At 73.0% G+C, this 14,002-nt stretch carries 12 protein-coding genes; 7 read left to right on the top strand and 5 right to left on the bottom strand.

Annotated elements, in window-relative coordinates; all coding sequences use genetic code 11:
- Nucleotides 1–51 precede the first annotated feature (51 nt).
- Nucleotides 52–462: a phage holin family protein gene (locus MMSR116_RS17360; RefSeq protein ID WP_010686564.1), complete on the top strand. Its 411-nt coding sequence runs from the start codon at nt 52–54 to the stop codon at nt 460–462.
- Between the two features lie 144 nt (nt 463–606).
- On the opposite strand, the gene MMSR116_RS17355 is transcribed toward MMSR116_RS17360, so the two are convergent.
- Nucleotides 607–837: a hypothetical protein gene (locus tag MMSR116_RS17355; protein ID WP_010686565.1), complete on the bottom strand. Its 231-nt coding sequence runs from the start codon at nt 835–837 to the stop codon at nt 607–609.
- Between the two features lie 646 nt (nt 838–1,483).
- Between MMSR116_RS17355 and MMSR116_RS17350 the strand changes: the two genes are divergently transcribed.
- From MMSR116_RS17350 to MMSR116_RS17340, 3 genes are read left to right on the top strand one after another with little or no spacing between them, the layout of a single operon-like run.
- Nucleotides 1,484–2,728 (top strand): MFS transporter, encoded by a 1,245-nt coding sequence (locus tag MMSR116_RS17350; RefSeq protein WP_010686566.1) that lies wholly within the window; start codon nt 1,484–1,486, stop codon nt 2,726–2,728.
- Nucleotides 2,725–3,549 carry a siderophore-iron reductase FhuF gene (fhuF, locus tag MMSR116_RS17345; protein WP_010686567.1) on the top strand — a complete coding sequence of 275 codons (825 nt, stop codon included), beginning with the start codon at nt 2,725–2,727 and terminating at the stop codon, nt 3,547–3,549. Before MMSR116_RS17350 ends, fhuF begins: the two co-directional genes overlap by 4 nt.
- 11 nt (nt 3,550–3,560) lie before the next feature.
- The gene (locus MMSR116_RS17340) at nt 3,561–5,306 is read left to right on the top strand and encodes an ABC transporter ATP-binding protein (protein ID WP_010686568.1); all 1,746 of its coding nucleotides are present in this window, start codon (nt 3,561–3,563) and stop codon (nt 5,304–5,306) included.
- Nucleotides 5,307–5,321: 15 nt separating this feature from the next.
- Here MMSR116_RS17340 and MMSR116_RS17335 read toward each other — a convergent pair whose 3' ends face one another.
- Nucleotides 5,322–6,383 carry a LacI family DNA-binding transcriptional regulator gene (locus tag MMSR116_RS17335; RefSeq protein WP_039894515.1) on the bottom strand — a complete coding sequence of 354 codons (1,062 nt, stop codon included), beginning with the start codon at nt 6,381–6,383 and terminating at the stop codon, nt 5,322–5,324.
- Nucleotides 6,384–6,746: 363 nt separating this feature from the next.
- On the opposite strand from MMSR116_RS17335, the gene MMSR116_RS17330 reads away from it, so the two are divergent.
- Nucleotides 6,747–7,421, top strand: coding sequence for a DUF4142 domain-containing protein (locus MMSR116_RS17330; protein WP_039894544.1), 675 nt, complete (start codon nt 6,747–6,749; stop codon nt 7,419–7,421).
- A 333-nt stretch (nt 7,422–7,754) separates the two neighbouring features.
- Here MMSR116_RS17330 and MMSR116_RS17325 read toward each other — a convergent pair whose 3' ends face one another.
- Nucleotides 7,755–8,618 (bottom strand): SMP-30/gluconolactonase/LRE family protein, encoded by an 864-nt coding sequence (locus tag MMSR116_RS17325; RefSeq protein ID WP_010686571.1) that lies wholly within the window; start codon nt 8,616–8,618, stop codon nt 7,755–7,757.
- 16 nt (nt 8,619–8,634) lie between these two features.
- Nucleotides 8,635–9,948 carry a sugar MFS transporter gene (locus MMSR116_RS17320; protein ID WP_010686572.1) on the bottom strand — a complete coding sequence of 438 codons (1,314 nt, stop codon included), beginning with the start codon at nt 9,946–9,948 and terminating at the stop codon, nt 8,635–8,637.
- 158 nt (nt 9,949–10,106) lie between these two features.
- On the opposite strand from MMSR116_RS17320, the gene MMSR116_RS17315 reads away from it, so the two are divergent.
- Nucleotides 10,107–11,258: an aldose epimerase family protein gene (locus tag MMSR116_RS17315; protein ID WP_010686573.1), complete on the top strand. Its 1,152-nt coding sequence runs from the start codon at nt 10,107–10,109 to the stop codon at nt 11,256–11,258.
- Nucleotides 11,255–13,069 carry an IlvD/Edd family dehydratase gene (locus MMSR116_RS17310; RefSeq protein WP_010686574.1) on the top strand — a complete coding sequence of 605 codons (1,815 nt, stop codon included), beginning with the start codon at nt 11,255–11,257 and terminating at the stop codon, nt 13,067–13,069. The genes MMSR116_RS17315 and MMSR116_RS17310 overlap by 4 nt, the downstream gene beginning before the upstream one ends.
- Before the next feature lie 142 nt (nt 13,070–13,211).
- On the opposite strand, the gene MMSR116_RS17305 is transcribed toward MMSR116_RS17310, so the two are convergent.
- Nucleotides 13,212–13,952, bottom strand: a complete 741-nt coding sequence (locus tag MMSR116_RS17305) for a FadR/GntR family transcriptional regulator (protein WP_010686575.1) — start codon at nt 13,950–13,952, stop codon at nt 13,212–13,214.
- Nucleotides 13,953–14,002: the final 50 nt, after the last annotated feature.

Genomic DNA, 14,002 nt, shown 5'->3' with positions numbered 1-14,002 from the left:
GGCCCCGTTGGCCGGGGCGCGTCACGGACGAACGAGAGGACGAGCCCGCCCATGCACCAACGACCCGAAGGCCCCCTGGCCCTGCTCGTCGCGGCCCTGCGCGAGGGGGCGGCCCACATCGAGTCCCTGCTCACGCTGGCGCGCACCGAAGTCGACGGCAACATCCGCGCCCTGGTGTCGCTGGTCGCCATCGTCGGGACGATCCCGATCCTGCTGATCGTCACCTTCTTCCTCGGCCTGGACGCCGTCGTGAAGCTCCTGGCCGTGGTGCTGGGCTCCGAGGCGCCGGCGGCGCTGATCGTGGCGGCGCCCTTCCTGGCCCTGGCGCTGCTGCTCGGCTGGCTCGGCGCACGCCGGATGGCCCTGTCGAACCTGGAACCCTGGCGGACGTGGCAGCAGGTGAAGCGGGATGTCCGGGAGGTCGCCGCGAACGCCAAGGAGGGGGCGCGAACCGAAGCCTGATCGGGCGCCCGGTCGATCGCGTCCGCGCGCCCGGCCCGGCGCAGTGCGGACCGCATCAACCCGCGCCCGCAACCGAGCAGTGCGGCGCGGGACGGCCTCGACCGGCGGTCGCGCCCGCGACGGCGCCGGTGACGAACGGCAGCGTCAGCTCCGGCCGGTACCGACGCGGAGCCGCCCCTCTCCGGGACGCAGGTGCAGGAAGCTGCGCTCGCCCGTGGCCGCCTCGGCCACGTGCTGGATCGTGTCGAGGAGTTCCGCCACGCCCTGCGGCGCGGCCGGACGGAACTGCGCCTTCGGCTCGACCCAGCGCTTCTGCGTGCGGCCCGCGGCGATCTGCGCCTCGCTCAGCGCGTCGAAATCCCGGCGTCGCGTCATGGCCCAATCCTCCACATGGACATCTGTCCGGGGCATGGTTGACGAATGGTTAATGGCCGCCCGGGACCGGCGCGTCGGCCTGCGGCGGGCCGAGGCCCGCCGGCACCCTCCGCCGCCGGCCGGACATCGATCCCCCCAGAGGCGGTCGGGACCGCACCGGCCGCCGCCTTCCCCCGCGCCCGCGATCGCGCGCCCCGACGCGACGGGGACGGCCAGCCCCTGCGGCCGCGCACCGGTACGATACTGCGGCCAAGCCTGCGACCCCGGCGGCCCCCGCGGCAGGCTGCCCGGAGCCGGCGGCCGCGCTAGATGAGGTCCCGGTCCATCAGACCCCCCGAGACATGGATCCACCTCAGCCCGTTCGGTCCGTCCGAGCGGGCTTTTTCAGGGATTCGGCCCCGTGACCGCGCTTCGGCGTCCGGCTGGAACCGGTTCCGATCCTGTCGCAATCGTCGCGCCAACGGGCGTCGCGGGCCCGGTTCGGAGCGGCCGCCCGCAAACCGTATCGGAACTCGGGTCGCAGCCAGCTTGATCCGCGGAATTAGATTGTCTAATCCAGAAAACATGAGCGGCATCAATAGATTAGTGTGATTATAAACTACCCCGTCCCGGCGGCCGCGCGCCCCTGCGCCGGAGGCCGGCCGCGATGACGGGATCGGCCGAGACCGCCGTCGGCGCGCGGGTCGTCGACGCCCTGGCCGGGCTGCGTCCGCTGGCGCCGTTCTTCTGCCTATACGTGACCTTCGGGGCGACGCTCGGCTTCCTGTCCGGCGGGGCGCCGCTGATCCTGCGGGCGCGGGGCGTGGAGCTGGCGGATGTCGGCCTGCTCCAGCTCATCAACCTGCCGGTCGGGCTCACCTTCCTGTGGGCGCCGCTCCTCGACCGTTTGCACCTGCCGGTCCTCCCGCACCGGATCGGCTGGATCGTCGCCGCGCAGGGCGCCGCGGTGACGCTGCTGGCCGTCCTGAGCCTCGGCGAGCACTGGCCGCTCCCTGCGCTCCTCGCCCTGGCGATCGCCGCCTGCGCCTGCGTGGCGACCATGGACATCGCCCTCGAAGCCATGGTGGTCGAGACCGTGCCGGCGGCGGAGCGCGCCTTCGTGGCCTCGGCCAAGCTGTGCGGGGCCTCGCTCGGCGGCATCCTGGGCGTCGGCGTGCTGGTCGGCTCCTACGACAGCCTCGGCTGGCGCGGGGCGGTCCTCGCCTGCGCGGCGCTGGACGCCCTCTGCCTCCTCCCGATCCTCGGCTACCGCGAGACGCGCCTGCGCGGGGCCGGAGGCGGCCCGGAGCGGCTCTCGGGCGCGCTGGCGCGCCTGCGCGTCCTGGCGGGCCGCGTGGTCGTGCTCGGGGCCTACTTCGCGGCCTCCTACCTGCTGGCCGGGCCCAACACCCTGGCGCTCCTCGATCTCGACGTCCCGCTCGGGCAGGTCGGGTTCCTGACCGGCACCGTGCTGCCGGGGGTCAACCTCGTGATGGCGCTGGCGGCCGGCGGGCTCGCCGCCCGGTTCGGCACGGTCCGGCTGATCGTCCTGGGAGCGCTCGGCGTCCTCGCCTCCGGGGCGCTGATGGCGGGCGCCTGCGCCGTCGGGTCGGGAGCGCTCGGGATCGCCGCCACGATCCTGAGCTTCGTCGCCGGCGGCTTCCTCGGGGTCCCGGTCTTCAACATGATCTATCGCTGGGCCCAGGGGCCGAAGCCCGCCACCGACTACGCGCTGCTGTTCGGGGCGGCCTTCTTCGCCGCCATGCCGCTGCGGGTCGCCGCCCCGGCGCTCGCCGGCTGGATCGGATGGCCGGGCTACTTCGCCGCGACCCTGCCGCTCTACGCCGCCGCGATGGGCTGGCTCGCCGTCGCGGTGGGCCGGACCCTGCGGGCCGACGGGGCGGCGCGATGATCGCCGACCTCGCCGCCCAGGTGCCCGCCTCGCTCGCGGCCTATCGGGACGGGGTCGCCGAGGGTCCCGGCGGCCCGGAGGCGCTGCCCCTCGGCGCCCTGCGCGACCCGGACGTGTTCGACGCGACGCTGGCGGCCTTCGGGGCCGGGTTCGGGGCGAGTTTCGAGGCCGCAGATCCGCGGGTCCGCGTCTCGTACTGGAGCCAGTTCTACCTCGCGGCCCTGGCGACGCCGGCGCTGACCGCCCTGGTGCGCCTCGGCCGGCCGCTGCCGCTCGCCTTCGACGCGGTGAGCCTCGAACTCGACGCGGCCGGCCGCCCGTGCCGCTTCCGCCTGCCCGCGCACGGGTCCGGCTGCGCGGCCTGTCCGGCGCCCGGCCTGACCGGGCTGGTGGAGGCGCATCTGCGCCCGTTCGTGGAGCTGTGCCACGCCCGGTGCGGGATCGCCCCCCGGGTCCTCTGGGGCAACGCCGCGGTGATCCTCGACTACGTCGCCCGGGAACTCGGGGGCCCGCCCGGCGCTCCGCTCGGGGACGGGGAGGGGGCCGGCGCGGCCCCCGCGCGCGGCGGCGCCTGTGCGAGCGCCTGTGCCGCCGCCTGTGCCGCCGCCTGTGACGACGTCGCGGCCTGCCTCGGATGGCGCGCAGGCCCCGGCTGCGCTAGGAGCCCCCTCAAGAACCCCCTCGACAGTCCCCTGGCGCGGGCGCTCTGCCCGGGGGCGTCGGGCTGCCGGCGTCGGCGGGTCTGCTGCCTGCGCCACCGCCTGCCGGGGGTGCCGTCCTGCGGCGCGCTCTGCCCGGTCGAGGGTGCCGCCCCACGCTGATCCGAGCCGCGATGCTGAAGGCCTTCCTCGCCTATTACCGGCCGTACCGGACGCTGTTCCTGGTGGATTTCGGCTGCGCGGTCCTGTCGGGCCTGCTGGAACTCGGCTTCCCCGTGGCCGTGAAGGGCTTCATCGACTCGCTGCTGCCCCGGCAGGACTGGGGCCTGATCCTGCTCGCCGCGGCGGCGCTGGCGCTGGTCTACGTGGCCAATGCCGGGCTGATGGTGGTCGTCACCTATTGGGGCCACGTGCTCGGCATCAACATCGAGACCACGATGCGGACCCGGGCCTTCGACCACCTGCAGAAGCTCTCCTTCCGCTTCTACGACGGCCAGAAGACCGGCCATCTCGTCGCCCGGGTCACCAAGGACCTGGAGGAGATCGGCGAGGTCGCCCATCACGGGCCCGAGGACCTGTTCATCGCGGTGATGACGCTGGTGGGCGCGTTCGCGCTGATGCTCATGGTGCACGCGCCGCTGGCGCTGATCACCGGGGCGATCCTGCCGCTGATCGCCTTCGTGTCGATCCGCTACGGCGGCCGCATGACCCGCAACTGGCAGGCGCAGTACGGCCGGGTCGGGGCGTTCAACGCCCGGATCGAGGAGAATGTCGGCGGGATGCGGGTCGTGCAGGCCTTCGCCAACGAGCCCCACGAGCGCGCCCTCTTCGCCCTCGACAACGCCCGCTACCGGGACACCAAGCTCGAGGCCTACCGGCTGATGGCGGCCGGCCTGTCGATCAACTACCTGGGCCTGCGCCTCGTGCAGATCGCGGTGCTCCTCGGCGGCGCGGCCTTCGTGGTCCGGGGCGACCTGACGCCCGGCGGCTTCGTGGGCTTCCTGCTGCTGGTCGGCGTGTTCTACCGGCCGCTGGAGAAGATCGGCGCCGTGGTCGAGACCTATCCGAAGGGGGTCGCGGGCTTCCGCCGCTACCAGGAGTTGCTCGCCACCGAGCCCGACATCACCGACCGGCCCGACGCCCGCGCGGTGGAAGCCTTGCGCGGCGACATCCGCTTCGCGGGCGTGAGCTTCGGCTACGGCCCCGGCCGCCCGGTCTTCACCGGCCTCGACCTCGCGGTGGCGGCGGGCGAGACCGTGGCGTTCGTCGGACCCTCGGGGGTCGGCAAGACCACGCTCTGCGCCCTGCTGCCGCGCTTCTACGAGGTCGAGGCCGGCCGGATCACCGTCGACGGGATCGACATCCGCGCCATGACCCTCGCGAGCCTGCGCCGCCAGATCGGCATCGTGCAGCAGGACGTGTTCCTGTTCGCCGGGACGATCCGCGAGAACATCGCCTACGGCCGTCTCGACGCCACCGAGGCCGAGATCGACGCCGCCGCCCGGCGCGCCCGGCTCGGCGGCCTGATCGACGGCTTGGCCGAAGGCCTCGACACCGTGGTGGGCGAGCGCGGGGTGCGCCTGTCGGGCGGCCAGAAGCAGCGCATCGCCATCGCGCGGGTCTTCCTCAAGAACCCGCCGATCCTGATCCTCGACGAGGCGACCTCGGCGCTGGACACCGAGACCGAGCGGGAGATCCAGCGGGCGCTCTCCGAACTCGCCCGCGGGCGCACGACCCTGGTGATCGCCCACCGCCTCGCCACCATCCGCGACGCCGACCGGATCGTGGTGCTGGGGGAGGGCGGGGTCGTCGAGGAAGGCCGGCACGCGACGCTGCTCGCCGCCGGCGGCCCCTACAGTCGCCTGCACGCGGCCCAGTTCGGGAGCGGTGAGGCCGATCCGGTCCTCGCCGCGGAGTGAGGCTGCGGCGGCCCGCTAATGCTGCGGCGGCCCCGCGACCCCGGTTGAGTCGCGGACGACGAGGCGGGTGGGGAAGAGCCGCTGCGCCAGATCGTCGGACGCGCGCGTGCCCTCGATGACCTCCACCAGGGTCGCGAAGGCGAACCGCACCATCTCCAGCGTCGGGACCTCGATCGAGGTCAGGCTCGGGATCGTGTAGGCGCTCTGGACGCGGTTGCCGAAGCCGACGACCCGGATCGCCTCGGGGACGCGCACGCCGCGGTCGTGCAGCGCCTTCAGGACGCCGAGCGCCACCCGGTCGTCGGCCGCGAGGATCGCGTCCGGCCGGGCCGGGCGGTCGAGCAGGTCGAGGGTCGCGCGATGGCCGCTCTCGGACGTCCAGCCGCACGGCACGACGAGGTCGTCGCGCAGGGGCAGACCCGCCTCCGCCAGGGCCTCGCGATAGCCCCGGAACCGCTCGGCGACGGCCGGCGACGACCGCCCGTGGCGCTCGCCCCGGAAGAAGCAGATCGACCGGCTGCCCGCCCGGATGAGATGGCCCATGGCGGCGTGGACCGCGTCGCGCTCGGCCCGGATCGCGCAATGCGCGCCGGGCAGGTCGAGGCCGAACACCACGAAGGGGAACCGCTTGGCCTGCAGCATCGCCACCAGCGGGTCGTCCGGTCGGTCGCCGAAGACCACGATGCCGTCGACCCGGGCCTCGCTGACCAGGCCGTTGATCCGGCTCAGGCCGTCCGGCTCGTCGCGGCACCAGCGGCGGTGGATCAGCGTGTAGCCGTGCTGGTCGGTGACATGCGCGAAGGTCTGCAGGAGGACGCCCTCGTCGGTCTCCGGCACCGGGCCGGACGCGTCGTCGGGCCGGGCACCCACGGAGAACACGCAGGCGATGCTGCGGCTCGGCTTCTTGCGCAGCGAGCGGGCCGCGAGGCTCGGCACGAAGTCCAGGTCGCGCATGGCGGCCTCGATGGTCTCGCGCGTGGTCCGGGCGACCTTCTCGGGATGGTTCAGGACCAGGGAGACCGTCTGGAAGCTCACGCCGGCCCGCCGCGCGACATCCTTGATCGTCATCTGGCCCATGGTCACCTCTGGGTCACCTCTGCCCCGGTCCGCGCGGCAGGGCCAACGTGCCTGTGACGCGCACGGTGCCGCGCGAAGCCCGAACGCCGCCTCGTCCAATCGATCAGTCTTAGGGCCGGCCGGATCGGAGATAAAGCTTCGGATCACGCGCCGACATATCGGCGAATAGCCTGAAGACTTGTATCGCCCGGCTGGATCCGTCCACCGCCGGCCGGACCTGCCGCCGCGGAACCGGGGCCGTCCGTCCAGACGCACGGGGGACGTCGGAGCAGGAACATCGTCCGCGTCGTGCGGTTCGCCAAGCAGCACCTCAGCGATGATCGGGGCGTCGGGTGCCTCACCTCACGGGAAGCTATCCTCATGATGCATCGTCGCGACCTCCTCACCACCATGCTGGGCGCCACCGCGGCGCTGGCGCTCACGCGCACAGCCATCGCCCAGGTCACGCCGGCGGGCGCGGTTCCCACCGGCGCCTATCTCCAGATGGCGACCACCGGCGGCCTGTTCCTGGAGAACACGGCCCGCGACGCCCACGAGAAGACCACGAACCCGATGGTCAAGAAGTTCTCCCGGGCGGAGGTCATCGAGCAGGTGAACCTCTCCCGGAAGATCAACGCCTATACCGGCGGCGCGCCGATCCCGGCGCCGGGCCCCGCGGCGGCCGGCCCCGGCGGCCTGATCGGCGGTCTCGTGGCGGCGCCCGTGGCGGTGGCGGGCACCGCGGTGAACACGGCAGCCGGGGTCGCGGGCGGGGCGCTCGGCGTCGCGGCGCCCCGGGGCATGACCACCGACGCGCAGAAGGCGCAGATCCTGTCGCAGCTCACCGGGATGCCGCCGGGGCCGCAATACGACGCGACCTTCGTGAACGCCTCGCTCCAGGGACACCAGGAGGCGCTCGGCATCCATGGCTCCTACGCCCAGTCGGGTGAGGATCCAGGCCTGCGCCGGATCGCCCGGGGGACCCTGCCGCTGATCGACCTGCACATCGCCCAGCTCACCCGGATGCAGGCGCGGATGGGTGGCCGGCAGCCCGGCTGACCCCACCGGCGGGCAGGCCGGCCTGGCGCATCCGCGCGCCGGCCCCGAGAAGAAGCCCGCCACGGCGTTGGCCGGGCGGGCTCGGAGGTGGTCTCGTCTCGGAGATGGACCGACGGTAGAGGCCGGGCCGGTGCGGCGCATCCCCCATCCGGGTGATGGCCGCACACGATTCCGAGATGGTCTCGGGGCCCTGCGACGCGCGGCGTGAGCGGGAATGCCACCGGAACAGGACGGCCCGGTCGCGCGCTCGGGCCGATGCGGTTCGGCTCCGGTGTCGCCGGGCGCCCGATCGCTTCGCGATCGTCGCGAAGCGATCGGGCGCCGAGGCCGGCCTCATCCCCCGAAGGCCCGCGGCGGCAGCCCGACCACGCCGACGTCGAGCTCGAACAGCGCTCCGGCCTCCGCCACCTGCTCGGCGCCCCGCGACGCGGAGGTGACGAACAGGCGGTCGAGCCCGTCGCCCGCGAAGGCGCAGCTCGTGATGTTGGGGGCGGGGAGGGCGACCGCCCGCATCGGGCGCCCGTCCGGATCGACGCGGCTCAGCCGGCCGCCGCCCCAATGGGCGATCCAGAGGCAGCCCTCGGCATCGGTGGTCATCCCGTCGGGCCAGCCCCAATCGTCCGGGAAGCGCAGGAACGGCCGCTTGCCCGAGAGCGTCCCGTCCGCGGCGAGGTCGAAGGCGTAGACCGTCCGGGCGGCGCTGTCGCTGTGATAGATGACCCGGCCGTCGAGGCTGAAGGTCGGGCCGTTGGCGACGCCGTAGGCGCCGTCCATCCGCTGCCACGTCAGGTCGGGGTCGAGCCGGTGCAGGGACCCGGAGACCGCCGTCTCGGCCTGGTGCATGCTCCCGGCCCAGATCCGGCCGGCGAGATCCACCTTGGCGTCGTTCAGGCGGTTGTCGGGATAGTCCGGTTCGGGATCGCCGATCGGCACGATGCGGTCGGCCTCCAGGTCGTAGGTCGCGAAGCCGCTCTTCAGCCCGACGATGAAGTCCCGCCGTCCGGCCCAGGGGATGATCCAGCCCAGCGGCTCCGGGAACGGGCGCCGGCCGGTCGCGCCGGCCGCGAGGTCGAGCCAGTTCAGGGCCGGCGCCTCGATGTCGACCCAGAACAGCATCCCGCGTTCCGGAACCCAGATGGGCCCCTCGCCGAGACGGTCGCGCCCCGCGCGGGCGACGATGCGGATCCCTGGTTTCATGGTCGCGCCGCCCCGGTCAGGCCGATGCCGGGGGGCCCGGCCGGCAGCCCCAGACGGCGTAGAAGAGGACGTAGAGTTCGCAGGCCGCGGTGATCAGGAACGCGTGCTGCAGCCCGAACCGGTCCGCCGCCCAGCCCTGCACCACCACTAGGGAGCCGCCGGCGATCGCCATGATCAGCAGCCCCGCCCCCGCCTCGGTCAGCGGCCCGAGGCCGCGGATGCCGAGGGTGAAGATCGTCGGGAACATGATCGCGTGGAACAGCCCCACGGAGATCAGCGCCCACATCGCCACGGGGCCGGTGGCGAAGGTTGCCACCAGCATCACCGCGCAGGCGCCGACCGCCGCCCCGGCGAGGACCGCCTCGGCCGGGCGCGCCTGCATCAGGTAGCTGCCGACGAAGCGGCCGACCATCATCCCGCCCCAGAGCAGAAACAGGTAGCGCGCGGCCTGAGCGTGGGTCAGGTCGCCGATCTCGGGCTGCGCGACGAAGTTGATGAACAGGTTCGACACCCCGATCTCGGCGATCAGGTAGATGAAGATCGCCGGCACGCCGAGCACGAGGTTGCGGTGCCGCCAGAGCGACCCGCCGGTGCCCCCGGCCCCGGCGTCCCGGGCGGCGCCCGCCCCGCCCCCCATGGCGGGCAGCGGAAAGCGGGCGATCACCACGGCGAGCCCCACGAGGATTGCCGCCACGATCAGGTAGGGGAGCTGCACCGACTGCGCGTCCGCGAGGCGCTCGGCGGGGGTCAGCACGGTGCCGGCGGCGGCGTTGCCCGAGGTCGAGCGGCCGAGGATCAGGATGCCGCCGAACAGGGGCGCCAGGGTGGTGCCGAGGGAGTTGAACGCCTGCACGAGGTTGAGCCGCGCCGGGGCGCTCTCGGCGGGGCCGACCACCGCCACGTAGGGGTTGGCGGCGACCTGCAGCAGGGTGATGCCGCTGGCGATCACGAACAGCGCGGTGAGCGTGATCCCGTACGAGACCGCGTGGGCCGCGCCCACCATGCCGAGGGTGCCGGCCGCCATGATGCCGAGGCCGGCCACCAGGGACCGCTGGTAGCCGATCCGCGCGATCAGCTTCGCCGCCGGGATCGAGGCCACGAAATACGCGATGAACCAGACCGACTCGATCAGCGTGGTCTGCGTGTAGTCGAGGTCGAACACGCTGCGCAGGTGCGGCAGCAGCGTGTTGTTGATGACCGTGATGAAGCCCCACATGAAGAACAGGCTGGCCAGCAGCGACAGGGCGGCACGGGACCCGGCCCCGTCGCCCGCGGCGGCTTCCCCCGGCCGGGCCGCGCGTGTCCCGGCGCCCGCGATCGGTCCTGCCATCGAGCGCGTCCTCTCCCTGCCGGGCCGCCTTGCCGGGGCGCCGTATTGTCCAAGTCAATTGTCTGAGTATAAAACGGGTTCGCGGGCGTCAACCGCACGTCCTCCGCGCACCGGCGCATGATCCGGCAGGGCGGACGGATCCGACCGGGGAGGACCTGATGCGTGGAGCGGAACTCGTGGCCTTGTGCGCCGGCGCGGCGATCCCGGCCTCGGCCCAGGCGGCCGAGCCGTCCCGGACCGTGTTCGGCACCCTCCCGGACGGCCGCACGGTCGAGGAGGTGACGCTGTCCAACGGCAGGGGCGTCACGGCGCGGATCCTCGCGTGGGGGGCGCTGCTGCGCACCCTCGAGGTGCCGGACCGGGCCGGCGCGCCGGCCGACGTGGTGCTCGGCTACAACGACCTCGCCGCCTACCTGGCCAAGGGCAATTATTTCGGCGCGAGCGTGGGCCGCTACGCCAACCGCATCCGCGCGGGCCGCTTCACCCTCGACGGCCGGACCTACACCCTGGCCACCAACGACGGCCCCAACGCCCTGCACGGCGGCGCCGCCGGCTTCGACAGGCGGCTCTGGACGATCACCGCCGTGACGGGCGGCGCCACGCCGTCGGTGACCCTGCGCTACGTCAGCCCGGACGGCGAGGAGGGCTATCCCGGCACGCTGACGGCGACCGCCACCTACAGGCTGGACGACACGAACACGCTGACCGTCACCTACGAGGCCACCACCGACCGGCCGACCATCGTCAACCTGACCAACCACAGCTTCTTCAACTTGGCGGGGGAGGGCTCGGGCCGCTCGATCCTCGACCATGTCCTGACCATCCCGGCGGAGCGCTACACGCCGGTCGACGCCACCCTGATCCCCACCGGCGTGCACCGGCCGGTGGCGGGCACGCCCTTCGACTTTCGCACGCCGGCGGTGATCGGCGCACGCATCCGCGACGGCCGGGACGCGCAGATCGTGCGCGGGCGCGGCTACGACCACAACTGGGTCGTGACCGACGCCCCCACGGCCGAACCGCACCCGGTGGCGCGGGTCGAGGATCCGGATTCGGGCCGGGTGCTCGACGTGGCGAGCAATCAGCCGGGGGTGCAGGTCTACGCGGGCAACTTCCTCGACGCGACCGCGGTGGGTAAATCCGGCCTCGCCTACCGGCAGTCGGACGCCCTGGCGCTGGAGCCGGAGCTGTTCCCCGACACGCCCAACCAGCCCGCCTTCGGCTCGGCCCGGCTCGATCCCGGCCAGACCTACCGGAACGTGATCACCTACCGCTTCTCGACCAGCCCCGCCCACCGGACCCATCGATGACCGACCCCAAGACCGCCCGGCCCAAGACCGCCCGCCCACTGCGCTCCCGCGCGTGGTTCGACAATCCCGACAACATCGACATGACGGCGCTCTACCTGGAGCGCTACCTCAACTTCGGCCTCAGCCTGGAAGAGCTGCGCTCGGGCAGGCCGATCATCGGCATCGCCCAGACGGGCTCCGACCTGTCGCCGTGCAACCGCCACCACCTCGTCCTGGCGGAGCGGATCCGCGAGGGCATCCGCGAGGCCGGCGGCATCGTGCTGGAGTTTCCCGTCCACCCGATCCAGGAAACCGGAAAGCGGCCGACCGCGGGCCTCGACCGCAACCTCGCCTATCTCGGCCTCGTGGAGCTGCTCTACGGCTACCCGCTCGACGGGGTGGTGCTGACCACGGGCTGCGACAAGACCACCCCGGCCTGCCTGATGGCCGCCGCCACCGTGAACATCCCGGCCATCGCCCTCTCGGTGGGGCCGATGCTGAACGGCTGGTTCAAGGGCCAGCGCACGGGCTCCGGCACGATCGTCTGGAAGGCCCGCGAGATGCTGGCGGCGGGCGAGATCGACCATGACGGCTTTATCAAGCTCGTGACCTCGTCGGCGCCCTCGACCGGCTTCTGCAACACGATGGGCACGGCGACCACGATGAACACCCTCGCGGAGGCCCTGGGCATGATGCTGCCGGGCTCCGCGGCGATCCCGGCGCCCTACCGCGACCGGCAGGAGGTCGCCTACCAGACCGGCAAGCGCATCGTCGCCATGGTGGCGGAGGACCTGAAGCCTTCCGAGATCCTGACCCGGGACGCCTTCCTCAACGCCATCGTGGTCAACTCGGCGATCGGCGGCTCCACCAACGCGCCGATCCACCTCGCGGCCATCGCCCGGCACATGGGCGTGGAACTCGACATCGCCGACTGGCAGACCTACGGGCTCGACGTGCCGCTGCTCGTCAACCTGCAGCCGGCCGGCGCCTATCTCGGCGAGGATTACTACCGCGCCGGCAGCCTGCCTGCCGTGGTGGCGCAGCTCATGAGCCGCGGCCTGATCCGCGAGGGCGCGCTGACCGTCAACGGCCGCACCATCGGCGACAATTGCCGCGGCGCGACGATCGAGGACGAGGACGTGATCCGGCCGATCGACCGGCCCCTGAAGGAGGCGGCGGGCTTCCTGGTGCTGCGCGGCAACCTGTTCGAGGCCGCGGTGATGAAGACCAGCGTGATCGGCCCGGAATTCCGCGACCGCTACCTCTCGAACCCCGAGGATCCGGACGCCTTCGAGGGCCCCGTCGTGGTGTTCGACGGGCCCGAGGACTACCATCACCGGATCGACGATCCGAGCCTCGGCATCACCGCCGAGACCCTGCTGGTGATGCGCGGCGCCGGGCCGGTGGGCTATCCCGGGGCGGCCGAGGTGGTGAACATGCGCCCGCCCGCGGATCTGATCCGGGCCGGCGTGCACGCGCTGCCGTGCCTCGGCGACGGGCGCCAGTCCGGCACCTCGGCCTCGCCGTCGATCCTCAACGCCTCCCCGGAGGCGGCGGCCGGCGGCGGCCTCGCGCTCCTGCGCACCGGCGACCGGGTCCGGATCGACCTGCGCCGCGGCACCGCCGACATGCTGGTCGACGCGGACGAGATCGCCCGGCGCCGCGAGGCCCTGGAGGCGGCGGGCGGCTACGCCTACCCGGCCTCCCAGACCCCCTGGCAGGCGATGCAGCGTGCCGCCGTCGGGCAGATGCACACGGGCGCGATCCTGGAGGGGGCGGAGACGTTCCAGCGCATCGCGCAGACCAGCGGCCTGCCGCGCGACAACCACTGAACCCCACGGAGTCCCGGATTCGAAAGGTCCGGGACCTTTCGCGGGTGCAGGGCGGAGCCCTGATGAGTTCGGGCGAAGCCCGACATCGGGGCTCCGCCCCGATACCTCCCCAAAGGGCTGCGCCCTTTGGAAACCCGGATTCTCAAGGCCGCAACGCCATCTCGGTATCGGCGAGCGCGAGGCGGACCAGCTCGGTCATCGCCGCGCGGGCGGTGTCCGGCTCGCCCGCCACGATCGCGTCGTAGAGGACGCGATGGTCGGGCATCGGGTCCCGCGGCTTGTGCTGCCGCCGGTGCTTGAAGATGGTGGTCCAGGTGACCGCGGCCGCGATGGAGCTCGACAGGGCCATCAGCGGCCCGTTGCGCGCCGCCTCCAGGATCGTGTTGTGGAAGGCTTGGTCGGCGGCGCGGCCCACCTCGGTGGCGAGGCCGTGGCGGCCCATCTCCTCCAGGGCGTGGCCCATCCGGGCGATGTCGAGGCCCGAGCGCCGCTCGGCCGCGAGGGCGGCGGCGGCCGGCTCGACGATCATGCGCAGCTCGAACAGGTCGCGGATGAACGCCTCGCTCGGCTCCGCCTCGAAGGCCCAGGCCAGGATGTCGGGATCGAGCAGGTTCCAGCGGCTGCGCTGGCTGACGCGGGTGCCGGTGCGCGGCCGGCTCTCCACGAGGCCCTTGGCGCTCAAGATGCGAATCGCCTCGCGATAGGCGGTGCGCGACACCTTGAGCTGCTCCGCGAACTCGATCTCCCCGGGCAGCACGTCCCCCGGCGCGTAGCGGCCGGACAGGATCGCGACGCCGAGATCGCGCGCCACCGAGCCGTGGATGCGACGCCAGCTTGAGGCAAGCGGAAGCCGGATATCTTCGTGCCCGCGGTCCTGCCTCACCCGTCACCTCCGGTCCGAGCCTCCGGGAGGGGGCAGGATCGGCGCAACTG

The sequence above is a fragment of the Methylobacterium mesophilicum SR1.6/6 genome (assembly GCF_000364445.2).
Taxonomy (GTDB): Bacteria; Pseudomonadota; Alphaproteobacteria; order Rhizobiales; family Beijerinckiaceae; genus Methylobacterium; species Methylobacterium mesophilicum_A.
The sequence above is the reverse complement of the archived record's forward strand: the minus strand, read 5'-3'. Positions and strand labels throughout refer to the sequence as shown.

What these genes read in the sequence shown, in the direction of transcription:
- MMSR116_RS17360 (WP_010686564.1), top strand. Translation starts at nt 52, where the DNA reads ATGCACCAACGACCCGAAGGCCCCCTGGCCCTGCTCGTCGCGGCCCTG.
- MMSR116_RS17355 (WP_010686565.1), bottom strand. Translation starts at nt 837, where the DNA reads ATGACGCGACGCCGGGATTTCGACGCGCTGAGCGAGGCGCAGATCGCC.
- MMSR116_RS17350 (WP_010686566.1), top strand. Translation starts at nt 1,484, where the DNA reads ATGACGGGATCGGCCGAGACCGCCGTCGGCGCGCGGGTCGTCGACGCC.
- fhuF (WP_010686567.1), top strand. Translation starts at nt 2,725, where the DNA reads ATGATCGCCGACCTCGCCGCCCAGGTGCCCGCCTCGCTCGCGGCCTAT.
- MMSR116_RS17340 (WP_010686568.1), top strand. Translation starts at nt 3,561, where the DNA reads ATGCTGAAGGCCTTCCTCGCCTATTACCGGCCGTACCGGACGCTGTTC.
- MMSR116_RS17335 (WP_039894515.1), bottom strand. Translation starts at nt 6,383, where the DNA reads ATGGGCCAGATGACGATCAAGGATGTCGCGCGGCGGGCCGGCGTGAGC.
- MMSR116_RS17330 (WP_039894544.1), top strand. Translation starts at nt 6,747, where the DNA reads ATGCATCGTCGCGACCTCCTCACCACCATGCTGGGCGCCACCGCGGCG.
- MMSR116_RS17325 (WP_010686571.1), bottom strand. Translation starts at nt 8,618, where the DNA reads ATGAAACCAGGGATCCGCATCGTCGCCCGCGCGGGGCGCGACCGTCTC.
- MMSR116_RS17320 (WP_010686572.1), bottom strand. Translation starts at nt 9,948, where the DNA reads ATGGCAGGACCGATCGCGGGCGCCGGGACACGCGCGGCCCGGCCGGGG.
- MMSR116_RS17315 (WP_010686573.1), top strand. Translation starts at nt 10,107, where the DNA reads ATGCGTGGAGCGGAACTCGTGGCCTTGTGCGCCGGCGCGGCGATCCCG.
- MMSR116_RS17310 (WP_010686574.1), top strand. Translation starts at nt 11,255, where the DNA reads ATGACCGACCCCAAGACCGCCCGGCCCAAGACCGCCCGCCCACTGCGC.